A 26,121-nucleotide genomic window follows, 5' to 3' on the forward strand; every position below is an offset into this window, starting at 1 on the left:
ACAACCAGGAGGACAGCGTGAATCTCACGGAGCAAGAACTCGAACTGTTTCGGAGCGCCTTCGATTGGGCGCGTGGCGGCGACAGCGCCGCCTTGCAGTCGTTCCTCGACATCGGTGGGCCGGTCAATCTGACCAACGACCGCGGGGACACGCTGCTCATCCTCGCGGCGTATTACAGCCATACCGAGGCTGTCGAGGTCCTACTCGCCGCGGGCGCCGACGTCGAGCGGGTCAACGACAACGGGCAGACAGCCCTGGGATCGGCGGTGTTCCGTCGATGCGAACCCGCCGTCCGGGCCTTGCTCGCCGCCGGGGCCGACCCGCACGGAGGGGCTCGGTCAGCGGTGTCCGTCGCCGAGTTCTTTCAACTCGACGACATGACCACCCTGCTGACCGAGCCCTGATCCGCCGAAGGTCAGTCCTTCTTGGCGTTCGCCTTCCGTGCCGGTCGATCTGGCACGGACGGCGGAACCGCTGAGGCCATCACGGCCGGGGCACGATCCCATGCCCGGTGCAGCCCCAGCGCGGCCAGCAGCGACTCGTTGAACGCCTTGACGGCCGAATCACCAACCACCACACCGGGATCGTCCACCGCAATGCCCGCGGCCTCGAGAATCGCCGCACCATCACCCCAGGCACCGATCGCCTTGCAGTGCCGGAACGCCTCCTGCAACAGCAGCATCAACTTGATGTCGGTGGACGGCGTGGTACCACCGGCGACAACCAGCGCATCGAACTCGATGGACCGGACCGTCAGGAACGTGCGCTCGACGACCTGCTTGTTCGCCGCCTTGCCGAGGAAGCCGCCGACGGGTGCGATGACGTGCACGGTCGCGCCCTCGGCCTCAGCTGCTGACCGCAGTTTCCCGATCCCGCTCAGATCAGAGTTCTCATCTGCGATGACCCCGATCTTGCGTCCCGCAATCGGTCCGGGTTCGAGGACAATCTGGGACAGAGCAGGCGACGTCACGACGTTGGCAACGGGTTCGCCCTTGGGCGCCGGAAGACCCAGACCGGCAGCAACACGTTCGCAGAGATCGGTGTCGACGTTCGCGAGCACCTGCAGCTGGCGTTCCTTGATCGATTGCTCGAACACCTTGCCCAACTCGAAGGTGAAGGCCTCGACGATATGGTCCTGTTCGATCGCGGTCAGACTGCGGTAGAACATCGCCGGTTGCGTGAAGTGGTCATCAAACGACACCGGATTGGCCCGGACGGCACGGCCTTCGATGGGCCGCTCGGTCTGCACGTACCCACCATCCTCGACGTCGGCGAACACCGGCTCGTCGCCGTCGATGCTGTTGTCGCGGTAGGGCGCGAGTCCGGTGTGGACCGCGGTCTGATGGAATCCGTCGCGATGCATGTCGTTGACCGGGGCATGCGGTCGGTTGATGGGCAGCTGCGCGAAGTTCGGTCCGCCGAGACGGGTGAGCTGGGTGTCGAGGTATGAGAACAGGCGCGCCTGCATCAACGGGTCGTTGGTGACCTCGATACCCGGAACCAGGTGGCCGGTGTGGAAGGCGACCTGTTCGGTTTCGGCGAAGAAGTTGGTCGGATTGGCGTTGAGTGTCAGTTTCCCGATCATCTGCACCGGTGCGAGCTCTTCGGGCACGAGCTTGGTGGGGTCGAGCAGGTCGATACCCTCGAAGGTCTCGGTGCCGTCGTCGGGCATCACCTGGATGCCGAGCTCGTATTCGAGCGGCGCCCCGGCCTTGATGCCGTCGGCCATGTCACGCCGATGGAAGTCGGGGTCGACGCCGGCTGCGATCTGAGCTTCTTCCCAGACCAGCGAGTGCACTCCCGCCACCGGCTTCCAGTGGAACTTCACCAGGCTGGTGGTGCCATCCGCGGCGACCAGCCGGAAGGTATGGACACCAAAGCCTTCCATGGTCCGGTAGGAGCGCGGAATACCGCGGTCACTCATATTCCACATGACGTGGTGGGTGGCCTCGGTGTGCAGGGATACGAAGTCCCAGAACCCATCGTGGGCCGACTGGGCCTGCGGCAACTCGATGTCGGGTTGGGGCTTACCGGCATGGATGACGTCGGGGAATTTGATGCCGTCCTGGATGAAGAAGACGGGGATGTTGTTCGCAACGAGGTCGAAGGTGCCTTCCTCGGTGTAGAACTTGGTGGCGAAGCCACGCGTGTCGCGGACGGTGTCCGCCGAGCCCCGTGATCCCAACACTGTCGAGAAGCGCACGAAGACATCCGTTTTACGGTTCTTGTCCGCGAGGAAGCCTGCCTTCGTCACCGACTTGGCAGTGCCGTACGACTCAAAGGTTCCGTGCGCGGCCGCGCCCCGGGCGTGGACCACCCGCTCCGGGATGCGCTCGTGGTCGAAGTGAGTGATCTTCTCTCGCAGATGGAAGTCCTCGAGAAGGGTGGGCCCTCGTTCTCCGGCTTTGAGCGAGTGGTGGGTGTCCGGCAGACGAACGCCCTGGGCGGTGGTGAGAAACCGCCCCTCTTGGGCGCGGGTGTCCGGGGCTCCGGTCGGGCCGACAGGTGCCGGTGCCGATTGATCCGGACGGGGTGAAGGAGGCATGTTCACTCAGCTTTCTTCGAAGTAGTACGAGCTGCACTCGTCGAAAAGTCGTCGCCGTGCGAAGTGTGAATACACAACGGCGACCGCCGGCTACCACTGCTGAACCGTGCAGTGCCCGTGTACCCCGCCCGCCCGATTTCTAAGCACACCCCGGCGTCAGCGGGCGGTAGTTGCCCTGGACATCGACGGGAAGGTCGCCGGCGGGGGTTACCCGGTGCACGCTGCCGCTAAGCCCACGGCAGTCCGCGTCAGCGACCGACCAACCCGGTCTTCCTCGCGATGCCGTAGAGAACACCGACCACGGTGCCACCGGCGACCAACCATGGCCCGGTCACCATGATGGGATCAATCCAGGCATGTTTGCGGTCGATCCGATCGGTGCCGCTGCGAGCGAGAGCCCCCTGCACCGTCCGGCCGGCGCCGCTTGTATCACCGACGACATCGCGGTGCGTCGTCACTGCACTGACACGGCTTTCGACGACATTGACACGATCCGCCGCCAGCAACAACAGCCAGTGCGCCGCACGGGCTTCGCTGTATCGGTACGCATACCTCCGTATCGCACCGGACAACCCACTCGGCGGCACGGAGGTCCCGAAGACCGGTGTCAGGAATTTGTGCTCGATGGAGCGCTCTCGCGGCCAACGCTCTTCCTGGCGTTCCGGGAAATCCCAGTGCGCGCCAGTGGCATTCGGGTCATACCGCTCCTGGGGCACCGACGGCCGGTCAACGGGGTCGAGATCGACACCCCACCCGGGAATGGTTGCCTTCAGTTCGTCGGTCGGGACCCTTCGGGGTTCTCCGGTGTACGTCATATCTCCGCTCCTAGCCTTCTCCGACGGTGATGACCGGCTTGATGCACTCATCGAGCTTCGCCGAGAAGATGTGATAGGCCTCGCCGATGTGTTCGAGTGGAATCCGGTGGGTGACAAGCTCATTCGGTTTGAGCAAGCCATTTTGGATGTGTTCGAGCAGGCGCGGCCACTGCCGTTTGACGGGGCACTGGTTCATCTGCAGGGTGAGTCCCTTGTTCAAGGCGTCACCGAACTTCACGGCGCTGAACATGGGACCGTAGGCGCCGAGCACGGCCACCGTCCCGCCTTTACGCACCGAATCGATCGCCCAGTTGAGCGCGACCGGAGACCCACCCTGCAACTTGAACTTGGCGGCGGTGACGTGTTGCAAGAAGTTCCCGTCGGCTTCGGCACCGACTGCCTCGATCGCGACATCGGCACCCAGATAGTCGGTGGTCTTCTTCATCTGCACAACGATGTCGTCGTACTCGGCGAAGTTGAGGGTCTCGGCGTGGGCAAAGGTCTTCGCCTTCTCCAAGCGGTACTCCAGGTGGTCGATGACGATCACCCGGCCCGCGCCCATGAACCACGCCGATTTCGCCGCATACAACCCCACCGGGCCGGCCCCGAACACCACGACGGTGTCTCCTTCGCGAATGCTGCCGAGTTGCGCACCGAAGTATCCGGTGGCGACTGCATCGGTCAGGAGAAGTGCATCTTCTTCGTCCAGCCACTCCGGGATGATGCTCGGCCCGACGTCGGCGAACGGAACGCGCACGAACTCCGCCTGGCCGCCGTCGTAGCCGCCACACGTGTGTGAGTAACCGTAGATGCCGCCGACCGCGGTGGCGTTCGGATTGACGTTGTGGCAGTTCGAGTACAACCCCCGCACGCAGAAGTAGCAGGACCCGCAATAGATGTTGAACGGCACCATGACCCGGTCGCCGGGTGTGAGCCTCTCCACCGACGGACCCACGGATTCGACCACGCCGACGAACTCGTGGCCGAAGGTCATGCCGACCCGGGTGTCCGGCATCATGCCGTGGTACAGGTGCAGGTCCGAGCCGCAGATCGCCGCCTTGGTCACCCGCACGATCGCGTCGTTGGGGTGTTCGATCCGGGGCATCTCTTTGTTCTCGACGCGTATCCGGTATGGACCTCGATAAACCATGGACTTCATCAGACCTCCCTCGGTGATCTTGTGTGGCCTACCCGCGAATGCGCCCATCCACACCGCACGAACCCGCAGCTTGCTTCAAGAAAGGGAAAACCCCGGTCCCCTGCTGTTTAAACCCCGGCGAAACGGGATACACCAAGATTCGGTTCGGTTGAAAATTGCAGCCTGACACCTGTGGAACGAGGTGCACGCTTCGCTCCCCATACTCGCCGGGCAACAAGAGGAAATCATGAACTTGCGCTGTGATACGTGTGAACGCACGTTGCCGATGCCGCACATCATCGATCGCGCCGTCGCGATCGAAACGGGCTACACCAGCGGATGGGCGCTCAGCTCTGATGCAGCGCTATGTCCGGCGTGCGCGACTGCGCTTCTGGCGAACCGCCTTCTGCAGGGGGCTGCCAAAACCGAAGTGTAGCGATGTAGTCGGCCCGCGCGACGCCGTTGACGTCCGTCGCCGGTGTCGACGCCTGGTTGTGCACGACATTCTGTGCAACCGCCGCCAGCGCCGTATTCGACTCCTGCGATATCTGCCGCAGGATTTCGAAGGCGCCTTGTGCATCCACCTCGAAGCGTTCCATCAAGATGCCCTTCGCCTGGCCGATGATGTCGCGGGACGCGAGGGCGCCGGCGAACTGCTCTTCACGCCGCAGGGACTCCCAGGCGATGGCGGCGTGCGAAGCGTAAGACCTCGCGAATGCCACCGTCCGGTCATCCAAGGTCCCAGGCGTCTCCGCGTAAAGATTCAGGACACCGAGTACGTACGCGTGATTCCACAGGGGTAGCGACGAAACCGTCCGGATCGGGGTCGCCTCCAGGATCTCGTCACAGTAGTCGGGCCAGCGGTCCTCGAACTCGAGGTCAGCAGAGACGACGGCCTGCCGGCCTTTGCTCGCGTCTACACAGGGGCTGGTGAACCTGATCATGATCTGAGCCGGCAATTCTCCGTACCGACCGGCGAACGAGGCCACACTGAGACGGTGGCCTTTTCCCACGCGGGTGATGTCGGCGTACTGCACACCGGGGACGATCTCCGTCGCTGCCGCCGTCAGTCGGTGCAGCGCCTCGCCCGTTCCATCCCTCGAATATTGCGCATTTCGTACCAGATCAGCGATCCGAAGATGCAGATCGATTCCTGTGGATTCACTCAAGCTTCAAGATCCCCTCAGAGAAACGCAGGGGCGTGCCACCTCTCCGCTGCATGGGACGTTCGAGTCGACATGTTACGCCGCCAACAGCAGCCTCGAAGCCGTTGTCACAGACCGAGACCTTATGCCGGCGCAAGCAGTCCGTTCAGTCGTTCAAGTTCGAATTGCGGCCTTTGCGCTTCGCAGTCGCGGCTCCGCAAAGTTTCTCAGATGGCGTTTCGGCACCGCCGGCATCGGGCATTCGATTGCTGAACGGGGCGATGCAAAGGAGCAGAGATGAGATCAGACCGTCTGCGGCCGCTACTTGACGATGCCGGACCGTTCGCCTCGATCTACTTTGATGACTCGCACAACACCGAGCATGCCGAACACCAGATCGACCTGACGTGGCGTGGCATCCGAAAGGACCTCGAGGCCCACGGCGCGGGAACCCCCTTGGTCAACAAGCTCGAACGGGTGATATTCGAATCGTCTCCGGCAATCGGCGCCAGTGGCCGGGGACTCATCGCGACGGCCTGCAAAGTGATGCTGGATGAGCACTTGACCCGGCCCCCCGACTATCCGACGGTCCGTTTATCGGATCTGCCGTACGTGCTGCCACTGGTGGCACACGCCGATGAACCGGCCGACTATCTTCTCGTCGCAGTCGACCACACCGGTGCGGACGTCACCGAGCACCGCGCCGGCAACGAGGTCACGACAGAGGTCGACGGGGGCGGGTACCCCGTCCACAACGCCGCGGGCGCCGAGAGACCGGGTTACGGCGACCCACAGCAACGTACTGACGAGGCGGCGCGCAAGAACATTCGCGCGACGGCCCACACCGTCGCTCAACTCGTCGACCGATGGAACTATCCCCACATCTTCGTGTTGGGCGAAGTACGTTCCCGCACTGACCTTTTGGCCAGCCTTCCGAAACGTTTACATGACCGCGTGACAGAACTGACCAGCGGCGCCCGGCACAGCGGCATAGACGATGAACAGGTCCGGCAGGAGATCGCCGAGGCACTACGCAGGCAAACGCTGACAACCATGGGCGAGGTGGCCAGACGTTTCGAGGAAGGACGAGCCGATCCGGACGGACTCGTCGTCGAAGGGCTGGCGGACGTGTGCGGGGCTCTGCGGGAAGGAAACGTCGACACGTTGATCGTCAACGACCTCAGGGACGCCACCGTGCTGGCCGATTCGGACAACACCCGTTTCGCCACCAACCCGGATACCCTGTCGGAACTCGGATCTGCCGCCACCCGCCCGGTGCGGGCAGACGAAGCGCTCCCACTGGCCGCAGTGGCTGTGGGAGCTTCTCTGGTGCAGATCGATGAGCGGATCAACCCGGATGACGGGGTCGCAGCACTGCTGCGATACCTGCCGAGCACGTGACACCCATCGCACGTAGGAAGACATCGCACGACAGTCAGGAGGACCACCCGTGACCGATCCCGACGAGCCGATTCCACACTCGGACACCGCCGACGCGCTCGAGCAGGAAATCCCCGTCACCGACGGGCCGGAAGACGACGACGAGTATCCGCGCGCGGACGAGCAAGAAGGACCCGAGACGGGTATCTGAACGTCGACGGCGGACCCGACTGTTGTCCGGTCAGGGACTCAACATGGCCACGGCCAGTCCGACCACACAGACGGCAAGAACGGCACACAGCAACGCAGTCAGCAAGCCGCTCACCGCCAGTCCGACGACAAGGACCAATGCACCGAGTGCGACCGCAAGTGTCGCCGCCAACGCGACGACCCCTTGGTCGACATCGAACTCCTCGTGTACCTCCGGCGATTGTGGTCGCCGATCCTGATCGAACTCCAATGGATTCACCGTTCAGAAAAATGAGCATGGTTTCATCAACTGCGCGCCCCGACAGGGCGCTCGCGTCGGCTGCCGCAGGGAGATCAGAACCGTGTCCGAAGATGTTGCGAGACACCGCAGCCGATTCGGAATCTGTAGCGACAACGCAATTCCGACCGCGGCTGGAAAATGAACCGCACGATCAACAATAAAGTATTACAGACCTTGAATGCAAGGGTTGGCGATAGGCCGGCCTTCGGTCGTCGACATACCGACGAGCGCTCGCCGATCAACAGGCCCGACTTTCGGTCACCCAAATATGTTTGCGCACAACGGTTCCGACCACCTCCCTCCTCAGCGACCGATCCGCCGCGACAGGGTCCACAACTCGCGCTGCAGCGCTTCGGTGAGCCGCGAACCGCGAACCGCGAACTTGGAGGCGGTGTACGACCCCTGCCCCGGCGAGGCCACCAGGCCGAACGCACTGGAGGTGTTGACGATGTGCCCCGTCCCGACGGCCAGCAGGTGCGGCAGGAACGCCCTGGTGCCGTGCAGGACGCCGCCAAAGTTGACGGCCAGGACCTGATGCGAGGGCCAGCTCTCGGCCCATTCCCGACGCCGCGCCAGTGATGACCACGACTTCAGCGCTGCGCATCGTCCACCTTTTGATTGTCCTCGACCGCACCTCGGGTACCCATCGTGTCGCGATCGAATCCCGGTCGGTCGCTCGCATACCGGGCGCGTCGACGTTTCAGCTGCCGCGCCCTCGGCTACCCATTGGCATGCTGACATCAACTCCGCCGCGGATCGTAGCGTTCTGATGACGTCCGATGCGGTGGTCATCGGTGGCGGACACAACGGGCTTGTCGCCGCTGCGACGCTGGCCGATGCCGGGTGGGACGTCACAGTGCTCGAGGCCCAGACAGAGCCGGGAGGGGCGGTTCGAAGTGCGGAGCTCAAATCCGGGTACCACAGCGACCTGTTCAGCGCCTTCCATCCGCTGGCGGCGGTCTCCCCGGCATTGCGAGCACTCGATCTTGCGGAGCACGGACTCCGGTGGAGTCACGCGCCGGTGCCGTACGGACATGCCCTGGCACCCGACGACACCGACGCCGTGGTGGTGCACCCCGACCCCGCACAGACCGCCGAGCAGTTGGCTCGTCACGACCCGCGGGACGGCCATGCGTGGCTCGAGTTGGTCGAACAGTGGCAACTGCTGAAACCGGCGCTTCTCGCGAGCCTGTTCGGGCCTTTCCCACCTGTGCGCGGGCTTCTCTCGATCTTGCGGAAGCTCGGGGTCGGGGATGCGACCCGGCTGGCACGTTTTCTGTTGCTACCGGCAAACCGTATGGTCACCGAGTTGTTTCACAGTGAACACGCCCGACTACTGATCCTGGGCAACGCCATGCACGCCGACGTTCCGGTCGATGCGCCCGGCAGCGGCATCATGGGGTATCTGTTGACCATGCTCGCGCAGGACACCGGCTTTCCGGTCCCTGTCGGCGGCGCCGGAGCCCTCACCGACGCGCTCGTATGCCGCTGTGAGTCCGTAGGGGTGCGAATCGAATGCGATTCGCCCGTCGTGGGGATCGAGACCGTGGCCGGCCGGGCGCGGGCGGCCCGCACCGCCGACGGGACGCTGTGGCACGCCCGCCGCGCGATCATCGCGAACACGTCCGCCCCGAACCTCTATCAGAACCTCTTGCCTGCCGGAACAGTGCCCGTACGGGTTCTCGAGGACCTCGAACACTTCGAGTGGGACGCACCGGTTGTCAAGGTGAATTACGCTGTCCGCGAGCTGATTCCATGGAACTCCGAAAACCTTGGCCGGGCGGGAACCGTCCACATCGGCGCGAACATGCAGGGACTGGTGCGGTGGATGGCCGATATCAACACCGGAGTCGTACCTCGTGATCCCTTCCTCATCGTCGGGCAGATGACCACCGCCGATCCGTCCCGATCACCTGAGGGCACCGAAAGCGCTTGGGCCTACACACATCTGCCCCGTGGTGTCACCGACGATTCCGCAGCGCTCTCCCTTGCCGCACGGGTCGATGAGGTTCTCGAGGCACATGCCCCGGGTTTCCGCGACCTGCTCATCGGGCGTCACGTACAGACCCCGGCCGACCTGACCCAGGCCGATGCAAACCTTCACGCGGGCGCCGTCAACGGCGGTACATCCCAGCTTCATCAGCAGTTGATCTTCCGCCCCACACCAGGGTTGGGCAGGGCGGAGACACCGATCGACCGGCTCTATCTGGGAAGTGCCTCGGCACACCCCGGCGGCGGGGTACACGGGATATGCGGGCGCAACGCTGCCCGGGCGGCGTTGGCCGCCGACGGCGTCACGGGATTGCCCCGCCGCATACTGACCCGCAAGACCATCGACCTGTGGACCAGATGAGGAGGGCGGTCCGGGCTGCCTGAGGCCCTATCCGGTCTCCACCAATTTCCGCGCGATATCTGCAAGCGGAATGTTGCTGTCCTGCGAGAGTTTGCGGAGCAGTTCGAACGCCTGCACTGCGTCGACCGTGAAACGCTCCATGATCATCCCTTTGGCCTGCCCGATGATGTCGCGACTGGCCAGCGCACTGTTGAACTGTATCTCCTGCCGGGCCCGGAACAGGGCCAGGGCGGCGTGGGTTGCGTACACAAACCCGACTTCTTCGGACTCCTTGGTGAACGCGTCCACCTCCTTGGAGAAGAGATTCAGCGCCCCCATGGCACCTTCGTGGGTGAACAACTGAAACGACAGGCTTGCCCTGACTGGAGTTTCGGCGACAGCCCTTGCCGCGAAAGCAGGAAAGCGCTGTTCTTCAACGAAATCGTTCATCCACACCGTCGGCTGCTCCCAGGCGGCCTCGAGGCACGGACCCTCCCCCACCTGCTTCTGAATCTGATCGAGTTGTTCAACCACCGGATCCGTCACCCCGAGCGACTCGAAGTCGTTCTTCTTGACCAACAGGACGCCTGCGAATTGAGCCCCTGGGACATGGGTCACTGCGCCGGATGAGATCGAGCCGATCAAGGTATTGATATTGTCCTCGGCCGACGACAGTTTGTGCATGTCACGAACGAGTTCGGCAATTGTCTTGTGTACTTCGGCGTCCATCCACCTACCGTCCTATCCCACGGCCCACGGCCCACTTCTCCACCGACTCGCGGGTCAGTATACGCCCACGTAACATTCTATCGCGGCGTGTTCGAGGCGTCCCCGGACCTCCGTGCGCACCGACAGGACGCGAACGCGGTAACAAGAACGAGATCGTCGACGTGGGGGGCGAAAAGTATTCGGCTGGATGTATTTCGTTGTGCTGCTTGACTTTTCACCTCCTACCCAACATCAACCGTCGCCGCAACTCGTCGGTTCACCATGGCCGCCGCCCGCGTATCACAGCCGTTTCGGACAAAGCGAAAAAGGTGGTCGGAGAGCGCACTCCGTCGAGCTATCACATGGATACACAAGGGCATTCAGTACATCGCCCCAGTCCACGCCGACTGCCGATCCGGTTCGGGGTTGCGAAGCCGGCTGATGACTGCGATCATTGGCGCAGGTTAAATGACTAGCCACGCAACGCGTCGGCAGTCGAATCATGCCAACGCTTCCCACCTTGTGACGAGGGAGCGAGACCATGCCACAAATCCAAGGTCCTGAACTTCAGGGTTCTCCCACGACCGCGCAATCATCATTCAGCATCGCCACCGGGCAAGAAGGCGCCTTTTCAATCCTCGCACCCTGGGGCGATCTCGACCTCCTCACGGTCGACAAATTGATCGAAGCAATCCACGAGGCCCTCGAGACCGGCACCACAGACCTCGTCATCGACTTGACCATGACAGAGTTCCTCGGCGCAGCAGGCCTGGCGGCACTCGAGTATGGGCGCCAACGTATCGAGGCCGTGAACGGTCGGTTCGCGGTTGTGGCCTCGGGTCGCTCCACGGCTCGTCCGATCGCCATATTGGGGTTGCAGCAGATCCTGAATCTGCACGGGCGCGTCGCCGACGTGACGGGTAACCGCGGAACGTCGGCCGATCGTTTCGGCGACATCTCCCAACCGATCTGATCGAGCGCCAAAACCCGCACCCTGATCAACATGTGACGTCCCGCCATTCAAAGAAGCCTGAGTCGGCGCGGCCGATAGTCCCCCGATCCGACGCAGGTACACCTGCGTCGAGGACAGGTGAATCGCCGTGACCAAGCAGTACGATCCGTACGCCCACTCGCCAATGGGACAAAGACAGGTTGTTCGGTACGCCGGAGCGCCATGCCCCGAAATCCGAAGAGCACTTTTCCTTCGCGTCCCTGGAAGACGACAGCTGTTGCTGTGCAGTGGATTTTGGCAGAACCTCATTGCCGGATTCATCGATTGTAGCGTTCACAACCCGCCAAGATCGGGAATCCGCAAGCGGGACATATCCCCTCCATAGATTGAAGCGCACAAGGTTCGTCAATGGGATCGAAGAACTGCGAACCGGGTGGCCATGGGCAAGGTAATGGATGCCTCCTCCGGGATGATCGGGCTCGGAGTGTTGCCGGGACGCCAAGCGAGCCCGCGAGCGACCCGCACAACGTAGATCCTTCGGCGGCGACCCCACAGCAGAGCGGGGTGGCCGAACCCACCCATCGCACTAAGCTCGGAAAGATGACAGTGCGAGCAGGTGTGGTCGTTACCGGGACCGAGGTTCTGACCGGGCGGATCACCGACCAGAACGGACCCTGGGTGTCCCGGCAGCTTCTCGATCGGGGCGTCGACATCGCCCACATCACCGTGTGCGGCGACCGACCCGACGATCTCACCGCACAACTTCGGTTCCTCGCCGACCAGCACGTGGATCTCATCATCACCACCGGTGGTCTCGGACCGACCGCCGACGACTTGACCGTGGCCACGGTCGCCGCGTTCTGTGGTCGCGACCTGCGGCTGGACAGCGACCTCGAGGCCCACATCAGCGAGATCATCCGCATTTGGCGAGGCCGCCTGACCTCAGACCCGAATCCGGCAGCATTGCAGGCCGGCATCCACAAGCAGGCCCTCGTTCCTGAGGGCGCACAATCGATTCCGCCGACCGGAACCGCTCCGGGCGTGGCGATCCCGGCCCATACCCTGCCCGCCATCCTGGTGCTGCCCGGGCCGCCCCGGGAACTGCAGGCGATGTGGCCGGCGGCAATCCGGAGCGCCCCCGTCGCGGAAGCCCTGGCCGGCCGGGTGGTGCTGCGGCAATCGACCATCCGCGCATACGGCCTCTCCGAAGCCGATCTCGCCGCCACGTTGCGCTCGGCGGAACACGATGTTCCCGGGTTCGACACGCTCGAGATCACCACCTGCCTGCGGCTCGGCGAGCTCGACATGGTGACCCGTTACCCCGGGACGTCGAACGCCGCCTACGCCGAGTTGTCCTCACTGATCGCGAAACATCATGGGGCGCAGATCTTCTCGACCGACGGATCGACCATCGACGATCTGGTGGCGGAAAGACTTGCCGGACACCGGATCGCCACCGCCGAATCATGCACGGGTGGCCTGGTCGCCGCACGGCTCACCGACCGACCGGGGTCCTCGGCGTACGTCGCCGGCGCAGTCGTGGCCTATGACAACACGATCAAGTCCGGCCTACTCGATGTCCCCTCGGCATTGATCGCAGAACACGGAGCGGTGAGCGAACAGGTGGCCGCACAGATGGCCGAGGGCGCGTTGCGCCGGCTCGGATCCGATGTCGCGGTGTCCACGAGCGGGATCGCCGGCCCCGGCGGCGGGACCGATCTCAAACCGGTGGGAACGGTCTGTTTCGCCATCGCGGTCGCGGGCCGACCGACCGTGACCCGGACACAACATCTTCCGGGCGACCGCGCGAGTGTCCGCGCGCTCGCCGTCACCTCGGCGATGCACCTGCTCGCCCAGGTGCTCGATACGCCACCACCGGCCGCACGGACGATCAGCAGCCCAGGCGCCGGTTCCACCAGGCCGGGTGGTCGCGGGCCTGCTCTCTGAGCCGGGTGAACTCCCGGTCCTGGATCCGCAGCAACGCCGGGACGAGCACCAACGGAACGACGGCGCCGCTGCGTAGGCCCGTCCGACCGTTCTCGATCAGACCAGCGGTCGCAGCGACGCCAGAGAGATAGAGAATCAGGTTGTAGGGTCTGACCACGCTGCCGCGCAGACCTTCACATTCGGTGAGTGTGGGCACGCCGTAGGTCCAGCGTTTGGGCCAGTAGATGAAGTGGGCCACAACCGCGGACAGAAACACTCCATTGAGCACACCGAAGGCGGCATCGTGCCTGGCCGGCGCCCGGCCGGCCGCTCCGTCATGCTCGCCGCCGTGGCCGCGCCCCATCCGATTGCCGCAGGCGCGGGACCTGCCACCGAGGACAAGGGCATCGCGACTCCGCACGCCAGTTCGTAGAAGACGTGCGCCCCCGTGAAGGCTGCGCCGATCCGTGTCCACGGTCGCGGCCGACGGATCACAACGGGGGGCGGATCGGTCTCGCTCTTCACCACCACACGATAACCAGACGCGTGGTCATCGGGCCACGAAACGGCGACGACATCAGTCGAAGGCACCCGCGGCACGTAACGCTTCTTGAAAGAGCGTGCGGGACTGGACACCTGAGTGCCGGCCCGGTCCACCATAGGGTGACGGCTCGGGTTCCACCTCGACCACGGCAAGAGCCGGACCGGTTCGGCTCAAGAACTCGGCGAAGAAGATGCTCAGCTGCTGTTCCGTCGTCTCCGCAGGGATCAGATCGACGCTGCCCAGACCGGCGCCTCGTCCGATCGCGGCGAAATCCGCGGTCACGTGCGTACCGAGCGGTTGGCCACCACCTGTCTCATACCGTCCGTTGTTGAAGACGACGATGTGGAGGTTCGGCGGAGCAGTGTTCGCGATCGTGAGCAGAACCCCCAGGTTCATCGCCAGATCACCGTCCCCTTCCAGCAGCACAAAATTCAAACGTGGCCGACTCACGGCGGCCCCGAGTACCAGCGCCGGCGCTGTTCCCATGGGGTCGGACGCGTAGTACGTGAGCTGACTCGCCTCCGCCTCAAGCCAGGTCCGGCCGGCTGTTCCCAGGCTCGCGAAGACAACGACGTCTTTGTCGAGACCGCGCGCGAGTGCCCGCGCCACCGATGAACGGTTCATTCCGCGGACCCGACCAGCACTCGTTTTGTGCACAGCAGGACCACGGGACGCTGTGTCATCTCGGCCTCGTCGAAGGCGGTCTCGAAGATCGCGCTCTCACCTGGTTTCTGTACCTCGTGGACGCGCAGGCCGACCGCGGCCATCACACCGTGGGCGACCGAATGCTTGTAGGCCTGATAGTAGAAGTTGTCACCGGCAGCGCCCCGATCGGCAGCGATCACCACAAACGGAATCTGATGGTGGATGCCATAGCCCGCAAGTGCATTGGTGGCCAGCAAGAGTCCGGCGTTCTGGCACATCAGGACCGACCGCTCCCCCATCAACGAAGCTCCCGCGCAGATGCCGACACCATCGTCCTCTCTGACGACCGACACGTGGCGAATGCTCTCTTCGCCCTCGACCTCGGCGATCAGCGGGCCGAGCCAACTGTCGGGCAGTGAGGCCGAGACCGTCACTCCGGCCCGGACCAGGCTCCGCGTGATCGGCCCGGTCTGCGTTGGTGTGTTCATCGGCCTTCCTCCCATCGGCGGTATGCCTTGCGGGTCAGACCGATCGCGGCCTGGATCTTCCACTCGTTACCGGGTAGCGGATGTGCACGATGCGAGAGTTCCTTGTCGATGGCCGTCACCAGTTCACTTTCGGTCGGTCGGATGTCCCGGAACGCCGATTCGACCGCTGCGGGATGCCAGGGAGTGGGTGCCAGCGAACCAAAACACAGTCGCGGCGAAGACCATTCGTCACCGGGACCGATTCCTGCGGACATGATCAGCGACAACATCGCGAAGTCGCCCTCGTACAGCCGGATCTTCTCGAAGACCGACCGGGTTGCCGTCTGCGCGGGCAGGGTGATCGATTCGATCAGCTCGTCCGGCCCGAGATCGAGTTCTCCCGGCCCTGAATACAGCTCGCCGATACCGACGGTCCGGGACCGGCCGGGTCCGGCGACCTGGATTCGGGCGTCGAGCCCCGAGAACACGGTCGCGAGGTCCGAGGGCGTCACAGCCTGACAGCGATGCCCACCGAGGGCCGCATGATGAAACCGATGGTCGCCGCCGACGGCGTAACAGGGACAGGTCGGGCCACCGCGCTTGTAGCAGTCGAATCCGCTGCGGAAGTACCAGCATCGCTTGGCCTGGACCAGGTTCCCGCCCACCGTGGCCACAGCGCGAATCTGGGCGGATGCGATCGAGTCGACGGCTTCGGCGATCACCGGTATCGGTCCTCGGGCCCAGTCGGCGAGGTCGGCCAGTGTGACGGCACCGCCGATCGTGAAGGTCCCGTCCGCGTTGTGGACCATGCGGCGCATCGAGATGACGCTCGCCGTGCTGACCAGGATCCGCGGAGCGATCAACGACTGTTGTTGTTGGACCACGACATCGGTCGCCCCACCGACCAGCACGGCGTCGCCGGCCGGCTCGTCGGAGAGCATCGTCACCGCATCGTCGACATTCGCCGGAGAAGCCACCGTTTCGACATCGCGGGGCGCAGTACGCCGTGCCCATCGGGTCCCGTGCCGATCGAGAAGATGATGCAGGCCAAGCGGATACAGTCGCCGAAAGACCTCGATCTGCCACCGGGACGGTCGCCGGCCCAGGTGAAAGTGCCGGGTCGCCGGGACCGCAACGGCACCGTTGTCGCGCAGCGCCGCGAGCACGACGTCCGGTGTCAACGGCAGGGATCGGAACCGGATCCCGATCGCGTCGTGGACAGCGTTGAGAACCGCGGGCGCCACTGGCACGAGCGCCATCTCGGCCACACTCTTTGCATCGAACGGGCCCGCCGGCTCCGGCCCTTCGATCAGGATCGAACGGATCTCGGGGGCAGTGGTCGACCGCGGAACAGCATAGTTGAGGTAGCCCGTGTTGACTGTTCGACCGCTCTCGTAGACGAGTTGTTCCCCGACCACGGCGCCGAGTCCTTGAACCACGCCGCCGATGATCTGGCCATCGACGAGCGCGGGATTGATCGCTCGGCCCACGTCATGCGCGGCAACGTAGTCGAGGATTTTCAATTCACCGGTGTCCGGGTCGATCTCGACTTCCACCGCGTGTACGGCGTACGTGTAGGACGCCGAGATGTTCGGCCGGTCCAGACCCGTCCAGTAGGGTTCCATCTTCTCTTCGAGATACTCGGCTTCGACGCGCAACACCCCGGCCCGGCTCTCCGGTGCACGCATGATGAGCTCTGCGAAGTCGCCTGACCCGACGCGGCCGAGTTCTTCGAGGCGCTCACGCAGTGCCGTCGCGGCCTTGACCACGGCATGTCCGCCCATGTGCGTGCCGCGTGAACTCCAGGCCCCCATCTCCGGTGGCGCCTCATCCCAGTCGGTCATCACCACGTCCACCAGATCGAGAGGTACGTCGAGGATTTCCGCGGCGAGCTGCCCGAGGATTGTGCGCTGCCCGGTCCCGGCATCGCTACCACCGAATGCGACTGTGATGCGCCCGGAATCGGCGGCCTCGACCGCCGCCGCGCTGACGTTCCCGCCGGGGTAGGCGTACGAGCCACTGCCGTGCATACCGGCCGCCACACCCACTCCGCGGAACGGCACCTTCGCAGACTTCTTCTCCGTCCAGCCGATCTCTTCGCGCACCGCATCGAGGCATTCCACGAGCCGATTCGATCCGATTCGCGCACCGGCCAGGGCCCGCGAGTTCGGCAGACTCGCGTTGAATCGACGGAACTCGATCGGGTCGATCCGGCACTGCTGCGCCAGCTCGTCGACCAGCGATTCCACCGCCAGTGCGGTCTGCGGCTGCCCGTATCCGCGGAACTGACCGCCGGGCGTGAGATTGGTATCGACCAGGCGGGCACGCCAGGTCGCAGCATCCGGACGGTACATGGACCCGAGCACCTTGATGCCGGCACTCATCACCGATGGTCCGTAGTGGTTGAACGCGCCGTTGTCGACGTCGATATCGGCCTCCAGCAGGCAGATTCGACCGTCGGCATCTGCGTGAACGGTCATCTTGCTGTGGAATCCATGGCGCGGTTTGGTGAAGGCCAGCTCCTCGGCCCGCGAGAACTCCACCATCACCGGCGCCCCGGTGCGCATCGACAACAGCGCCGCGATGACCTCGTGTTCGCTGACCTTGGATTTGGACCCGAAGCTTCCACCGACAGCTACGTCCCGACAGACGATCTGATCAGTACGGAGCCCGAGCAGCTGCGCGAGTTCATGGATCACGAAATGCGCCGCCTGGGTGGACGTCCACAGCTCCAGTCGGTCGTCATGCCACCAGGCCAAAGTCGTGTTCGGCTCCATACAGGCATGCGACACACGAGGATAGATGAAAACCCCGCCCGCGTGATGCGCGCTGTTGCGCCTACCCAGGTCCACGTCGCCCCAGCTTCCGTCCGATGCGAGAGCGACGTTCGAACCCGACGATCGCCGATGGATGCGTGGCGCCGATTTCGCCAGCGCAGCGGCGACGGTCAGCGCTGCCGGTCGTCTCCGGTAGCGCACCACGATCCGGTCGAGGGCCTGCTCGGCTGCTTCCGGGGACTGCGCGGCGACCGCCGCGATCTCCTGCCCATGGAAGCGGATCTCCCCCACCGCGAATGGTGTCCTATCGGAGAACGTGCCGCCACTGTGCTGATAACGCGCGCCCGCCGGTAGATCCCGGTGGTCGACCACCGCCCGCACCCCGGGCGACGCCAACGCACCGCTGAGGTCGACGTGCTCGATCTGTGCACTGGCCATCGTCGACCGCAGGATCTTGGCGTACAGCATCCCCTCGGGACGTACATCCCCCGCATATCGTGCTGTGCCGGAGGTCTTCTCGTGCCAATCGAGCGCGCGGACACGCCGGCCGACGACAGTCACCGCGCCACCCCTCTCCGCCGCGCGACCGACTCTACGGCGTCGATGATCTGGACGTATCCGGTGCAGCGGCAGATGTTGCCGGCCATGGCGCTGATGATGTCCTCTCGGCCGGGTTCGGGCGTCTCACGCAGCAGAGCCGCCGCTGCGACCACCTGTCCCGGTGTACAGAAGCCACACTGGAATCCCGCATGGTCCGCGAACGCCTCCCGTAGGTCGTGATCAGCGTCGTCGAGTCCGGCCGCCGTGGTCACGTGCTCGGAGACCACGGCGGCCAGGCTGACACACGACAGCACGGCGTTGGCGCCGACGAGTACGGTGCATGCCCCGCACTCCCCACGGCCACACGCAGCCTTGGGTGCGGTGACGCCGTGCGCGCGGAGGACACCCAGCAGGGTGTCCCCGGGCGCGATGTCCACCACCATCTGGGCACCGTCGACCGTGAGTGTCTTCTTCACGGCGACTTACGAAGTGACCACGAAATCAGGCACATAACTCGACGCATCGGCCGGATCATCCAAGATCTCTTCATCTTTCATCATCTCGGCCATCCGGTTGAGTGCGTCGATGTTCACCGCGGCCGCGTACGGGGGCTCGGTCAGCGCTTTGAGTGCAGCTGCATCCTGCTTGCACGCCTTCGCCTGGATCTCATAGCGCTCTTCTTGATTCTCCGGCAGCTCGATTTGTTCCGATGCCTCGATCAGCGAAGCCTGGAACGACTTGAATGCCTCCGGATCACTTTGAGCGGCATCACCGGTGGCCACATATCCGGCAAAGACCAGCGGCTGCCCCGCGCCCGCCACCACGTAGGGGTTGCCGAGCGATTTCAACTCGGGAAGCATGTTCTGTTCGGTGATCTGCGCCGCGTCGATCCGACCGGTCGCCACCGCGGGTCCCAGGTCCGCGAAGGGCAATGCCACAAAGTCGACCGTGGACGGATCGGCACCGCCGGCCCGCATCCATTCGCTGGTGATGATCTGGTTGATGCCGGCGATTTCGTTGACGCCGATCTTGGTCCCTTCCAGCGACTTGGCGTCGGTGTACTTCGAACCTTCCTTCACGGCAACCGCATTGGCCTTGTTGGCGGCGTCGGTCGGAGTCTCATACGCCGTCGAGATCCAGGCCAGATCGATCCCCTGGTCGAGCGCGCGCATCGTCGAGAACGGATTCGTGAAGGCGAGATCCACCTCACCACTCTGCAACGCGGACAACCCTGCCGCCCCGCCCTGGGCCCGGACCAGCTCCACGTCGAGTCCGTGCTCGGTGAAGATGCCCTTCTCTTGCGCCCAGTACACCGGCATCTCGTTACACAAGCCCAGGGTTGTCACGGCGACCGAGCGCGTTCCGTCCGCCGATTGCGACGCCGGGGCCGGCGATGAGTCCGACCCGCAGGCGACGAGTACCGCGGCCAGGAGTGTCGTGGCGATTCCGGCACCGATCTGTCTGCCGTGGTGACGGGGCAAAGCGTCGTTCATGGTGATCCTTAGACGATGTGGGAAACAACCACGGTGAAGGCGCGGTCCGTTCACGCAATGCCATCAACGCTGCATTTCCGTTATGGGTCCCGGATATGTCCGCGATGTTTCGCCCCTTGACCGGCGGATCCGAGCGCCCCCAACTGCGTCTGATGGCACCCGACAGTGTGTTACGCCGCCGTGACACGGGTTGTCGGCCATTCCGTTCCGGCCTCCGCGGCGAATGAACGCCGCTGCCGTCAGCCCCGTGGCGGGTCCAGGGCCACGGTCACCATGTCGCTTCGATAGCGGGCATGGGAAACCAGCACGGCGTATCCGCGCTCATCGAAGACCGTGGTGTCCATGTACAGGATGGGGGTGGTGATCTCGACCTCGAGGAGAGCCGCTGCGGACTCACCTGCGGCAACGGCCGAAATACGGCGATCAGCGGTCAAAGTTCCGTAACCGAAGCGATTTTCGAGAATCTGATACAGGTCGCACAGGGCATCGTCCCGGGTGAATCGGTCGGCCGGACGGAGCGCGAGATAGTAGGTCCGCAGTTGCCGGGGCACGCCTTCACCGACGCTCAGTCGTTCGAAGATCGCGACCGAGGCCGCTTCCGGCGGAAAGATCTCGGCCAGCGGTTCCGGTATGTCGGAACAGACCTTCCAGCCGATGATCCGGATGCCGTTGCGATCGTCGTTCACACCTCCGGCCGCCGAATCGATCAGAAGGTCGAACCGGCTGCGCCGATGGACATTTGTCGTGTAGGTCCCGGCACCGACCGAACGGTGTAGGCGGTTCTCCGCGACGAGGGTCTGCAGAGCCAGGCGTACACAGTTCCGGGACGAATGAAACGCACGGGCGATGTCCTCGTCGGCGGGCAATCGAGCGGCCGAGCCGAGCCGGGTGACGACCATCGCCGAAATCAGATCGCGGAGTCGACGCACCTCATCCTGGCGCCGATTGCCCTCGAGGCGCAGAAGATTGCTGTTGACCCGGTCCTGACGAAAGCGGGGCGGTCGGAATGGCGGAGATGGAGGCGAACTCATCCCCCGATACCGTGATCCGTCACCGCATCCCTTCCGAGTCGGACGTGGCCGGTGACCGGATGTGGCCACCAACGCTGTCGTCGATGCTAGCCGAATGCCTCCAGCCCCAGGTTCTCCCGCAGCGTCGCGCCCTCATATGACTTACGGAACCGGCCCCGCCTCTGCAGCTCCGGAACCAACAGTCCCACGACGTCGACGACATCCCCGGGTGTCGATTGCGGGTGGGAGATCATGAACCCGCCGCGGCTACCCGTGGCCTCGAAATTCTCCTCCAGATAATCTGCGACCTCGCTCGGTGTCCCGACCACCGTGTGGTCATATCCGGTCGCCTCTCGCCAGCCGTTGTCGATGAGTTCGGTCCGTGTCATCTCGTGGTTCTCGTCGTACTTCGCGAACAGATCACGGAAGGCCATCGGACTTGCATTGCGGGCCTTCGCCTCCGCCTGCAGGTCGCCGAGGGTGAAGGTGTCGGGCAATGCCGCGAGGTCGAGCCCGGTCTGATGGGACATGAACGCCGCGGCGCCGTCGCGGGGCAGGACATCCCGGAGCATCTCGCGCCGGGCCAGCGCTTCGGACCGGTCCCGGGCGACGATCACCTGGATGTCCCAGAGGATCCCGACCTTCTTCGGGTCGCGATCAGCACGGACCAGGGCATCGTCGAGTGCGGTGCGGTGATTGATGCGCTGAGCCGGATCCCACGCCCCACCGAACACGACATCGGCGAACTTCGATGACGCGTCGATACCGCGTGGGGAGCCGCCGGCCTGGATCAGCACCGGTGCGCCCTGCGGACTCGGTACGGTGTTCAACGGTCCGACGACGTCGAAGAACTCGCCGACATGATTGATCGGCGACACCATCGTGGAATCTGCCACCTGACCGGTGACCTCGTCCCAGACGAATGCGTCGGGACCGACACTGCGCCACAGGGCTTGACAGACGTCGATGAACTCTTCCATCCGCCGGTACCGGGCATCGTGATCGGCCAGCTCTTTGAATCCGTAATTGGCGGCGTCCGCGCCGCGCGACGACGTCACCACATTGAAAGCTATTCGCCCGGAAGTGATGTGATCGAGCGAGTTGAGCAGACGCGCGACGTAGAACGGGTGCATGAAGGTCGAGGAGTAGGTCAGACCGAACCCCAGGCCCGTCGTATTCTGCGCGAGGGCGGCGATGAAGGGACTCATGTCCTGCCGGGGCCAGCCGACCCCCCAATGTACGGCGGCGTCGATCGAACCACCATAGGTCGACGGGATGCCCGTGCCGTCACCGAAGAAGATCATGTCCAGACAGCCACGTTCAGCCATCATCGCGACTTCCTGATACATCTTCAGATCCGGGAAGGTCGCACCCGCCCACGATCCCGGCAACCGCCAGCGGCCTTGGTGATGCGCAAAGGACATGTCGAGCGCCAAGCTCATTTCGTAAGACATGGGAAACCGACCTCGGGCGGCGTGAGAATTCGAAGGGAACAGATGTCAGGACGGTGTGACGGGATGGTCGAGCAGCGGGACGACATCGCGACCGAATCGCTCCATACCTTCGAGGAAATCGTCAAAGGTGAGCATGATTCCCGACGTGCCGGGAACCGCGGCGAGTTCGTTGAGCCGATCAGCGATGGATCTCGCCGACCCGGTCAACGGTGCTGCGCCGTAGAACGGGCTGATGTCGGTCCGATGTCGCTGCGCCACTGCGGCACTCGACCCGGCCGTGGCGGTGTCCCGCGAGTATTCCGCGACCATCGCGGTCAGCGCTTCGTGATCGGCGCCCGCCACATATCGACTGACGACCCGGTCGGCCTCGGCATCGGTGTCGGCGATGACCAGCGTTGCATTGGCAATCGCGGTGGGGTGCCTACCGGTGTCGCGGCACGCCTGCGCCAGCGCAGTGTTGGACCTCGACACCGCTTCCGGTGTCGAGCCGGCACCGAAGTGGTAGTCGGCGTACTCGGCGACGAAGCGTCGACCTCGGGGTGACGAACCCGCCGAGACCAGGTCGATGTGACCGGCCGGCTTGGGCAGGCATCGGGCGTCGTCGACCTGGAAGTATCTGCCGTGGAATGTCGCCGAACCCTGGGCCCACAACGTCTTGGCGATGTGGGTGAACTCGGAGAGCCAGTCGTAGCGCACGCTGTAGTAGTCCTCCCCCGGCCATGCACCCATCTGCTGGTACTCGGCCTGATTCCAGCCGGCGACCAGGTTGAGTCCGAAACGGCCGCCCGACACATCATCGAGTGTCGCCGCGGTCTTGGCGGCCACCAGTGGGTTGATGGTCAACGGCGAGACCGTCGCGTAGAGCTTGATGGTCGAGGTGACGGCGCACAACGCCGAGGTCAGCGCCAACGGGTCGACCGTGTTGTCCCAGTGCGCCGTCGCCCCGCCGAACCCCCGGTACTTCAGCATCGACAAGGCGAATGCGAAGTCGAGTTCTTCGGCTTTGGCGACGATCCGGCGATTCAGATCGTAGGTGGGCATGTACTGGGGTGAATCTCGCGACAGCACCCAGCCGTTGTTGCCCACGGGGAGGAAAACTCCATACTTCATCGTCAGCTTCTTCCGTGCGGTTGGTGTTGGTTCAATGTGTGTCGAAGACAGCCTGGTATGCGCGTACTTTCACCCTGATCGCGTCGATTTCCTCATCGGTCGGGCACTGTGGATCGACGGCCGGGGGCACGCAGCCGAACTTGAGCAGACATGCCATCAACAGCATGCGCGCCTTGGTCGCGGTGAGATTGCCTGCCGTGACGAACAATCCGCCCTGCCCGCCATATCGCGAAACGTAGCCTCCGCCACCGCGCCCCACCGCGACGACCGGAATCCCCGAGTAGACCGCCAGCTTCATCGCGGCAAGCAGCGACTCGTACAATCCCCCGTACGGCGACGATCCTTCCGCGATGAAACCCGACAGCGGGTACCGCGTCAGATTCGCCCTGATCCGGGCCAGCACCTCGACCTCACCATCGACGGAGTCCGAGAAGTCATCGGCGCCGAAGTTGGCGTATCGGTTGATGGTGACCTTCGGCAGTGCCGCCTCGAGGAGATTCCCGTCGGCATCCTTGATCGGAACATCCACCAGGACAGTCGATCCGTCGACGGAACTGACACCCTGCACAGAGTCGGGAAGCGCGGTCAGGCGCACTGCCGAGTTGTGGGTGTGTCGCGCCACCGGGATGAACGACAACACCGGGTCCCAGACGGTGTTCCCGACGATGCCGCCGTGTCCACCGGTGGCGATGTAGCCGCCGGGACGCGCATCGGCTTTCTGTACCTCGCGCGATGTGAAGATCTGCCCGTTCTGCACCATCACGACACCCACTCGGTCCGCGCCGGCCGCATCGGCCCACACACGCGAGGCGATGTACTTCGTCGACTGGATCAGATTGTGGTCGCCGTCGTTACCGATGACCCCATGGGGATACTGGGATGCGTTGCCCACGATGGGAGTCCGCGTGTCGATCAGCAGGTTCAGCCAGTACAGCGTCTCTTCGGCAGTTGGGCTCCCCTCGAGCCAGATGCCTCCGTCGTAGTCATCTCCGCCGAGGGTCTGAGCAACCGCATTGGTCAGACGCGCCAGCGTGGGCAGAGCCGGTTCGTGCCGGGTCGGCTTGTAAGGAAAGTAGTCTTCGCCCAGCACCTCGGGCGAGATGTCGCCGTCACCGATGTCGGTGCGGGAGGCCGCGGGAAGCCCTTTGGTGTAACCACCCGACGGAGCTGCGCGCACGAAGTCGAAGTCCGCGAGACCGCCGAGTAGATTGTTGTATCCGAACTCGTCGATCCCGAATCGATCGATCTCGGAAAAGATCTGCGACGCATCGGGATAGAACTGTTGGCGCGGCTCCCCCGCCGAGGTGAATCCCGTGTCCCACGGGCGGCCATCCGATTGGCGTCCGGCGTAGGGCAGCAGATAGGGGCCATCCGAGGGCCGGACGGTCACCCGGTATACGGGGATACCGTCGACCCCCGACGTCGTACTGAACTCGCCGGTCACCGGATCGACGAAACCGTCTGGTTCGGAATGTGTTTCGGCGGCATCCTGCTCCAGCGGGTGTGCCGACAGCGCTTCGACGTACACCGTTGCGGAGGCCGCGAGGCGCTGAGACCGAATGGTGTCGAATCCGGCCCCCGATCCCGGCAGCCCTCGGTCCCGGCGTACGGAATCACTTGTCCTCAACACGCCGCTGTTCTGAATGGTTGCCCGCGGGCCGGAGAACACCGCGATCCGCGGTTTCCTCTTCGCGCTCGACTGGTCTTCTGAACTCATGGTGACAGTTAATCCCAGCAGTGTTGCGGGCGTGTAAAGCGCTGCCGCGCAACTGGTTACGCCATCCCGACGGTCACCCCTGGGCCTGTGTGCAGGCATTTGCGGTCAACCGCGGGGTACTTACGCCACCCGCCAGTTGCCTCGCGGACGCGGTCATACGACAACGGGCTCTGCAGGCCGCATGACGAGCTGGAAGACCTCGGTGCGCAGCTCGGCGAATCGAGGTTTCAGTTTGGTGCTCACCTGGTCTCGGGCGTGACCGAGATCCACCGGGATGTCTGCGACCAGGTGACCCGGGTGTGCCGCCAGGACCAGCACGCGATCCCCGAGGTAGACCGCTTCGTCGATGTCGTGGGTGACGAAGGCAATCGTGACCTTGTACTCATCACGGACCCTCAATACCAGGTCTTCGAGGTCAGCACGCGTCTGAGCGTCGACGGCGGCAAACGGCTCGTCCATCAGCATCACCTTGGGTTCGACGACGAGCGCTCGCGCGATCGCAACGCGTTGCTGCATCCCACCCGACATCTGCCACGGGTACATGTCACCCTGCCCAGGCAGGCCCACCGATGTCAGCGCATGTTCGACACGTTGGGCCACTTCCGATTTCGGCAATTTGTAGGCAGCCGCAGCCATGACCAGATTCTTCCGAACGGTCATCCAGGGGAACAATGATCGGCTGTAGTCCTGGAACACAACGGACAGACCGAACGGAGGACCGTCGACCCGCTGGTCACCGAGCATCACCTGGCCACTGGTCGGCGAAAGCAGACCCGCCATCATCATCAGCAGGGTCGACTTGCCACATCCCGACGGTCCGACGATCGAGACGAACTCCTCCTCGCCGATCGCTACGGTGGTGGAGGCGAGCGCCAAACGCTCACCATACGTCTTGGTGACCCCGTCGATTCGAAGCTTCATGACTCTCCTTGT

23 protein-coding genes and 1 pseudogene are annotated in these 26,121 nt (G+C 64.1%); 6 read left to right on the forward strand and 18 right to left on the reverse strand.

Annotation, left to right across the window (positions count from 1 at the left end; genetic code table 11):
• The first annotated feature begins 17 nt into the window (after positions 1–17).
• Positions 18–404: an ankyrin repeat domain-containing protein gene (locus tag AC51GR_RS11615; protein ID WP_496324800.1), complete on the forward strand. Its 387-nt coding sequence runs from the start codon at positions 18–20 to the stop codon at positions 402–404.
• An 11-nt stretch (positions 405–415) separates the two neighbouring features.
• Here the strand turns inward: AC51GR_RS11615 and AC51GR_RS11620 are convergent, their stop codons facing one another.
• The 4 genes from AC51GR_RS11620 to AC51GR_RS11635 form a co-directional block, all read right to left on the reverse strand.
• Positions 416–2,545, reverse strand: a complete 2,130-nt coding sequence (locus AC51GR_RS11620) for a catalase (RefSeq protein WP_496324801.1) — start codon at positions 2,543–2,545, stop codon at positions 416–418.
• Positions 2,546–2,793: 248 nt separating this feature from the next.
• Positions 2,794–3,360 carry a hypothetical protein gene (locus AC51GR_RS11625; protein WP_496324802.1) on the reverse strand — a complete coding sequence of 189 codons (567 nt, stop codon included), beginning with the start codon at positions 3,358–3,360 and terminating at the stop codon, positions 2,794–2,796.
• Between the two features lie 10 nt (positions 3,361–3,370).
• Complete coding sequence (locus AC51GR_RS11630) at positions 3,371–4,519, reverse strand: zinc-dependent alcohol dehydrogenase (protein ID WP_496324803.1); 1,149 nt, start codon at positions 4,517–4,519, stop codon at positions 3,371–3,373.
• Between the two features lie 326 nt (positions 4,520–4,845).
• Positions 4,846–5,667, reverse strand: coding sequence for a GAF and ANTAR domain-containing protein (locus AC51GR_RS11635; protein WP_496324804.1), 822 nt, complete (start codon positions 5,665–5,667; stop codon positions 4,846–4,848).
• Between the two features lie 273 nt (positions 5,668–5,940).
• Here AC51GR_RS11635 and AC51GR_RS11640 point away from each other — a divergent pair, with 273 nt between their 5' ends.
• Positions 5,941–7,044, forward strand: coding sequence for an Rv2629 family ribosome hibernation factor (locus tag AC51GR_RS11640; RefSeq protein ID WP_496324805.1), 1,104 nt, complete (start codon positions 5,941–5,943; stop codon positions 7,042–7,044).
• A gap of 49 nt (positions 7,045–7,093) precedes the next feature.
• Entirely contained in the window at positions 7,094–7,234 is a 141-nt protein-coding gene (locus tag AC51GR_RS11645; protein ID WP_496324806.1) for a hypothetical protein, read from the forward strand.
• Positions 7,235–7,264: 30 nt separating this feature from the next.
• Here the strand turns inward: AC51GR_RS11645 and AC51GR_RS11650 are convergent, their stop codons facing one another.
• Together AC51GR_RS11650 and AC51GR_RS11655 are read right to left on the reverse strand one after the other, a co-directional pair.
• Positions 7,265–7,492, reverse strand: coding sequence for a hypothetical protein (locus tag AC51GR_RS11650; RefSeq protein ID WP_496324807.1), 228 nt, complete (start codon positions 7,490–7,492; stop codon positions 7,265–7,267).
• Between the two features lie 354 nt (positions 7,493–7,846).
• Positions 7,847–8,047 (reverse strand): annotated as a pseudogene (locus tag AC51GR_RS11655) (SDR family oxidoreductase); the annotation flags it as partial.
• Between the two features lie 235 nt (positions 8,048–8,282).
• Here AC51GR_RS11655 and AC51GR_RS11660 point away from each other — a divergent pair.
• A complete protein-coding gene (locus tag AC51GR_RS11660; protein WP_496324808.1) occupies positions 8,283–9,866 on the forward strand; it encodes a phytoene desaturase family protein in 1,584 nt (527 codons plus the stop codon).
• 27 nt (positions 9,867–9,893) lie between these two features.
• Here AC51GR_RS11660 and AC51GR_RS11665 read toward each other — a convergent pair whose 3' ends face one another.
• The gene (locus AC51GR_RS11665) at positions 9,894–10,574 is read right to left on the reverse strand and encodes a GAF and ANTAR domain-containing protein (RefSeq protein ID WP_496324809.1); all 681 of its coding nucleotides are present in this window, start codon (positions 10,572–10,574) and stop codon (positions 9,894–9,896) included.
• Positions 10,575–11,094: 520 nt separating this feature from the next.
• Here AC51GR_RS11665 and AC51GR_RS11670 point away from each other — a divergent pair.
• A complete protein-coding gene (locus tag AC51GR_RS11670) occupies positions 11,095–11,526 on the forward strand; it encodes an STAS domain-containing protein (protein WP_496324810.1) in 432 nt (143 codons plus the stop codon).
• A 579-nt stretch (positions 11,527–12,105) separates the two neighbouring features.
• Entirely contained in the window at positions 12,106–13,452 is a 1,347-nt protein-coding gene (locus tag AC51GR_RS11675) for a competence/damage-inducible protein A (RefSeq protein ID WP_496324811.1), read from the forward strand.
• Here the strand turns inward: AC51GR_RS11675 and AC51GR_RS11680 are convergent.
• From AC51GR_RS11680 to AC51GR_RS11730, 11 genes are all read right to left on the reverse strand, one after another.
• Entirely contained in the window at positions 13,397–13,852 is a 456-nt protein-coding gene (locus tag AC51GR_RS11680) for a hypothetical protein (protein WP_496324812.1), read from the reverse strand. The two genes, AC51GR_RS11675 and AC51GR_RS11680, sit on opposite strands and share 56 nt — an antisense overlap.
• Before the next feature lie 156 nt (positions 13,853–14,008).
• Positions 14,009–14,599 carry a thiamine pyrophosphate-dependent enzyme gene (locus AC51GR_RS11685; RefSeq protein WP_496324813.1) on the reverse strand — a complete coding sequence of 197 codons (591 nt, stop codon included), beginning with the start codon at positions 14,597–14,599 and terminating at the stop codon, positions 14,009–14,011.
• Positions 14,596–15,108 (reverse strand): hypothetical protein, encoded by a 513-nt coding sequence (locus AC51GR_RS11690; RefSeq protein WP_496324814.1) that lies wholly within the window; start codon positions 15,106–15,108, stop codon positions 14,596–14,598. The genes AC51GR_RS11685 and AC51GR_RS11690 overlap by 4 nt, the downstream gene beginning before the upstream one ends.
• Entirely contained in the window at positions 15,105–18,425 is a 3,321-nt protein-coding gene (locus AC51GR_RS11695) for a molybdopterin cofactor-binding domain-containing protein (RefSeq protein WP_496324815.1), read from the reverse strand. The genes AC51GR_RS11690 and AC51GR_RS11695 overlap by 4 nt, the downstream gene beginning before the upstream one ends.
• Positions 18,422–18,880, reverse strand: a complete 459-nt coding sequence (locus AC51GR_RS11700) for a (2Fe-2S)-binding protein (protein ID WP_496324816.1) — start codon at positions 18,878–18,880, stop codon at positions 18,422–18,424. The genes AC51GR_RS11695 and AC51GR_RS11700 overlap by 4 nt, the downstream gene beginning before the upstream one ends.
• 6 nt (positions 18,881–18,886) lie before the next feature.
• Positions 18,887–19,897, reverse strand: a complete 1,011-nt coding sequence (locus AC51GR_RS11705; protein ID WP_496324817.1) for an ABC transporter substrate-binding protein — start codon at positions 19,895–19,897, stop codon at positions 18,887–18,889.
• A gap of 239 nt (positions 19,898–20,136) precedes the next feature.
• Positions 20,137–20,928: a UTRA domain-containing protein gene (locus AC51GR_RS11710; RefSeq protein ID WP_496324818.1), complete on the reverse strand. Its 792-nt coding sequence runs from the start codon at positions 20,926–20,928 to the stop codon at positions 20,137–20,139.
• Between the two features lie 86 nt (positions 20,929–21,014).
• Positions 21,015–22,361, reverse strand: a complete 1,347-nt coding sequence (locus tag AC51GR_RS11715) for an NtaA/DmoA family FMN-dependent monooxygenase (RefSeq protein ID WP_496324819.1) — start codon at positions 22,359–22,361, stop codon at positions 21,015–21,017.
• 45 nt (positions 22,362–22,406) lie between these two features.
• Positions 22,407–23,471, reverse strand: coding sequence for an LLM class flavin-dependent oxidoreductase (locus AC51GR_RS11720; RefSeq protein ID WP_496324820.1), 1,065 nt, complete (start codon positions 23,469–23,471; stop codon positions 22,407–22,409).
• Between the two features lie 31 nt (positions 23,472–23,502).
• A complete protein-coding gene (locus AC51GR_RS11725; protein ID WP_496324821.1) occupies positions 23,503–25,188 on the reverse strand; it encodes an asparaginase domain-containing protein in 1,686 nt (561 codons plus the stop codon).
• Between the two features lie 153 nt (positions 25,189–25,341).
• The gene (locus AC51GR_RS11730; protein WP_496324822.1) at positions 25,342–26,109 is read right to left on the reverse strand and encodes an ABC transporter ATP-binding protein; all 768 of its coding nucleotides are present in this window, start codon (positions 26,107–26,109) and stop codon (positions 25,342–25,344) included.
• Positions 26,110–26,121 lie beyond the last annotated feature (12 nt).

This window comes from Williamsia sp. z71, assembly GCF_059553375.1.

What these genes read in the sequence shown, in the direction of transcription:
- AC51GR_RS11620 (WP_496324801.1), bottom strand. Translation starts at nt 2,545, where the DNA reads ATGCCTCCTTCACCCCGTCCGGATCAATCGGCACCGGCACCTGTCGGC.
- AC51GR_RS11625 (WP_496324802.1), bottom strand. Translation starts at nt 3,360, where the DNA reads ATGACGTACACCGGAGAACCCCGAAGGGTCCCGACCGACGAACTGAAG.
- AC51GR_RS11630 (WP_496324803.1), bottom strand. Translation starts at nt 4,519, where the DNA reads ATGAAGTCCATGGTTTATCGAGGTCCATACCGGATACGCGTCGAGAAC.
- AC51GR_RS11640 (WP_496324805.1), top strand. Translation starts at nt 5,941, where the DNA reads ATGAGATCAGACCGTCTGCGGCCGCTACTTGACGATGCCGGACCGTTC.
- AC51GR_RS11660 (WP_496324808.1), top strand. Translation starts at nt 8,283, where the DNA reads ATGACGTCCGATGCGGTGGTCATCGGTGGCGGACACAACGGGCTTGTC.
- AC51GR_RS11665 (WP_496324809.1), bottom strand. Translation starts at nt 10,574, where the DNA reads ATGGACGCCGAAGTACACAAGACAATTGCCGAACTCGTTCGTGACATG.
- AC51GR_RS11670 (WP_496324810.1), top strand. Translation starts at nt 11,095, where the DNA reads ATGCCACAAATCCAAGGTCCTGAACTTCAGGGTTCTCCCACGACCGCG.
- AC51GR_RS11675 (WP_496324811.1), top strand. Translation starts at nt 12,106, where the DNA reads ATGACAGTGCGAGCAGGTGTGGTCGTTACCGGGACCGAGGTTCTGACC.
- AC51GR_RS11685 (WP_496324813.1), bottom strand. Translation starts at nt 14,599, where the DNA reads ATGAACCGTTCATCGGTGGCGCGGGCACTCGCGCGCGGTCTCGACAAA.
- AC51GR_RS11690 (WP_496324814.1), bottom strand. Translation starts at nt 15,108, where the DNA reads ATGAACACACCAACGCAGACCGGGCCGATCACGCGGAGCCTGGTCCGG.
- AC51GR_RS11705 (WP_496324817.1), bottom strand. Translation starts at nt 19,897, where the DNA reads ATGAACGACGCTTTGCCCCGTCACCACGGCAGACAGATCGGTGCCGGA.
- AC51GR_RS11710 (WP_496324818.1), bottom strand. Translation starts at nt 20,928, where the DNA reads ATGAGTTCGCCTCCATCTCCGCCATTCCGACCGCCCCGCTTTCGTCAG.
- AC51GR_RS11715 (WP_496324819.1), bottom strand. Translation starts at nt 22,361, where the DNA reads ATGTCTTACGAAATGAGCTTGGCGCTCGACATGTCCTTTGCGCATCAC.
- AC51GR_RS11720 (WP_496324820.1), bottom strand. Translation starts at nt 23,471, where the DNA reads ATGAAGTATGGAGTTTTCCTCCCCGTGGGCAACAACGGCTGGGTGCTG.
- AC51GR_RS11725 (WP_496324821.1), bottom strand. Translation starts at nt 25,188, where the DNA reads ATGAGTTCAGAAGACCAGTCGAGCGCGAAGAGGAAACCGCGGATCGCG.
- AC51GR_RS11730 (WP_496324822.1), bottom strand. Translation starts at nt 26,109, where the DNA reads ATGAAGCTTCGAATCGACGGGGTCACCAAGACGTATGGTGAGCGTTTG.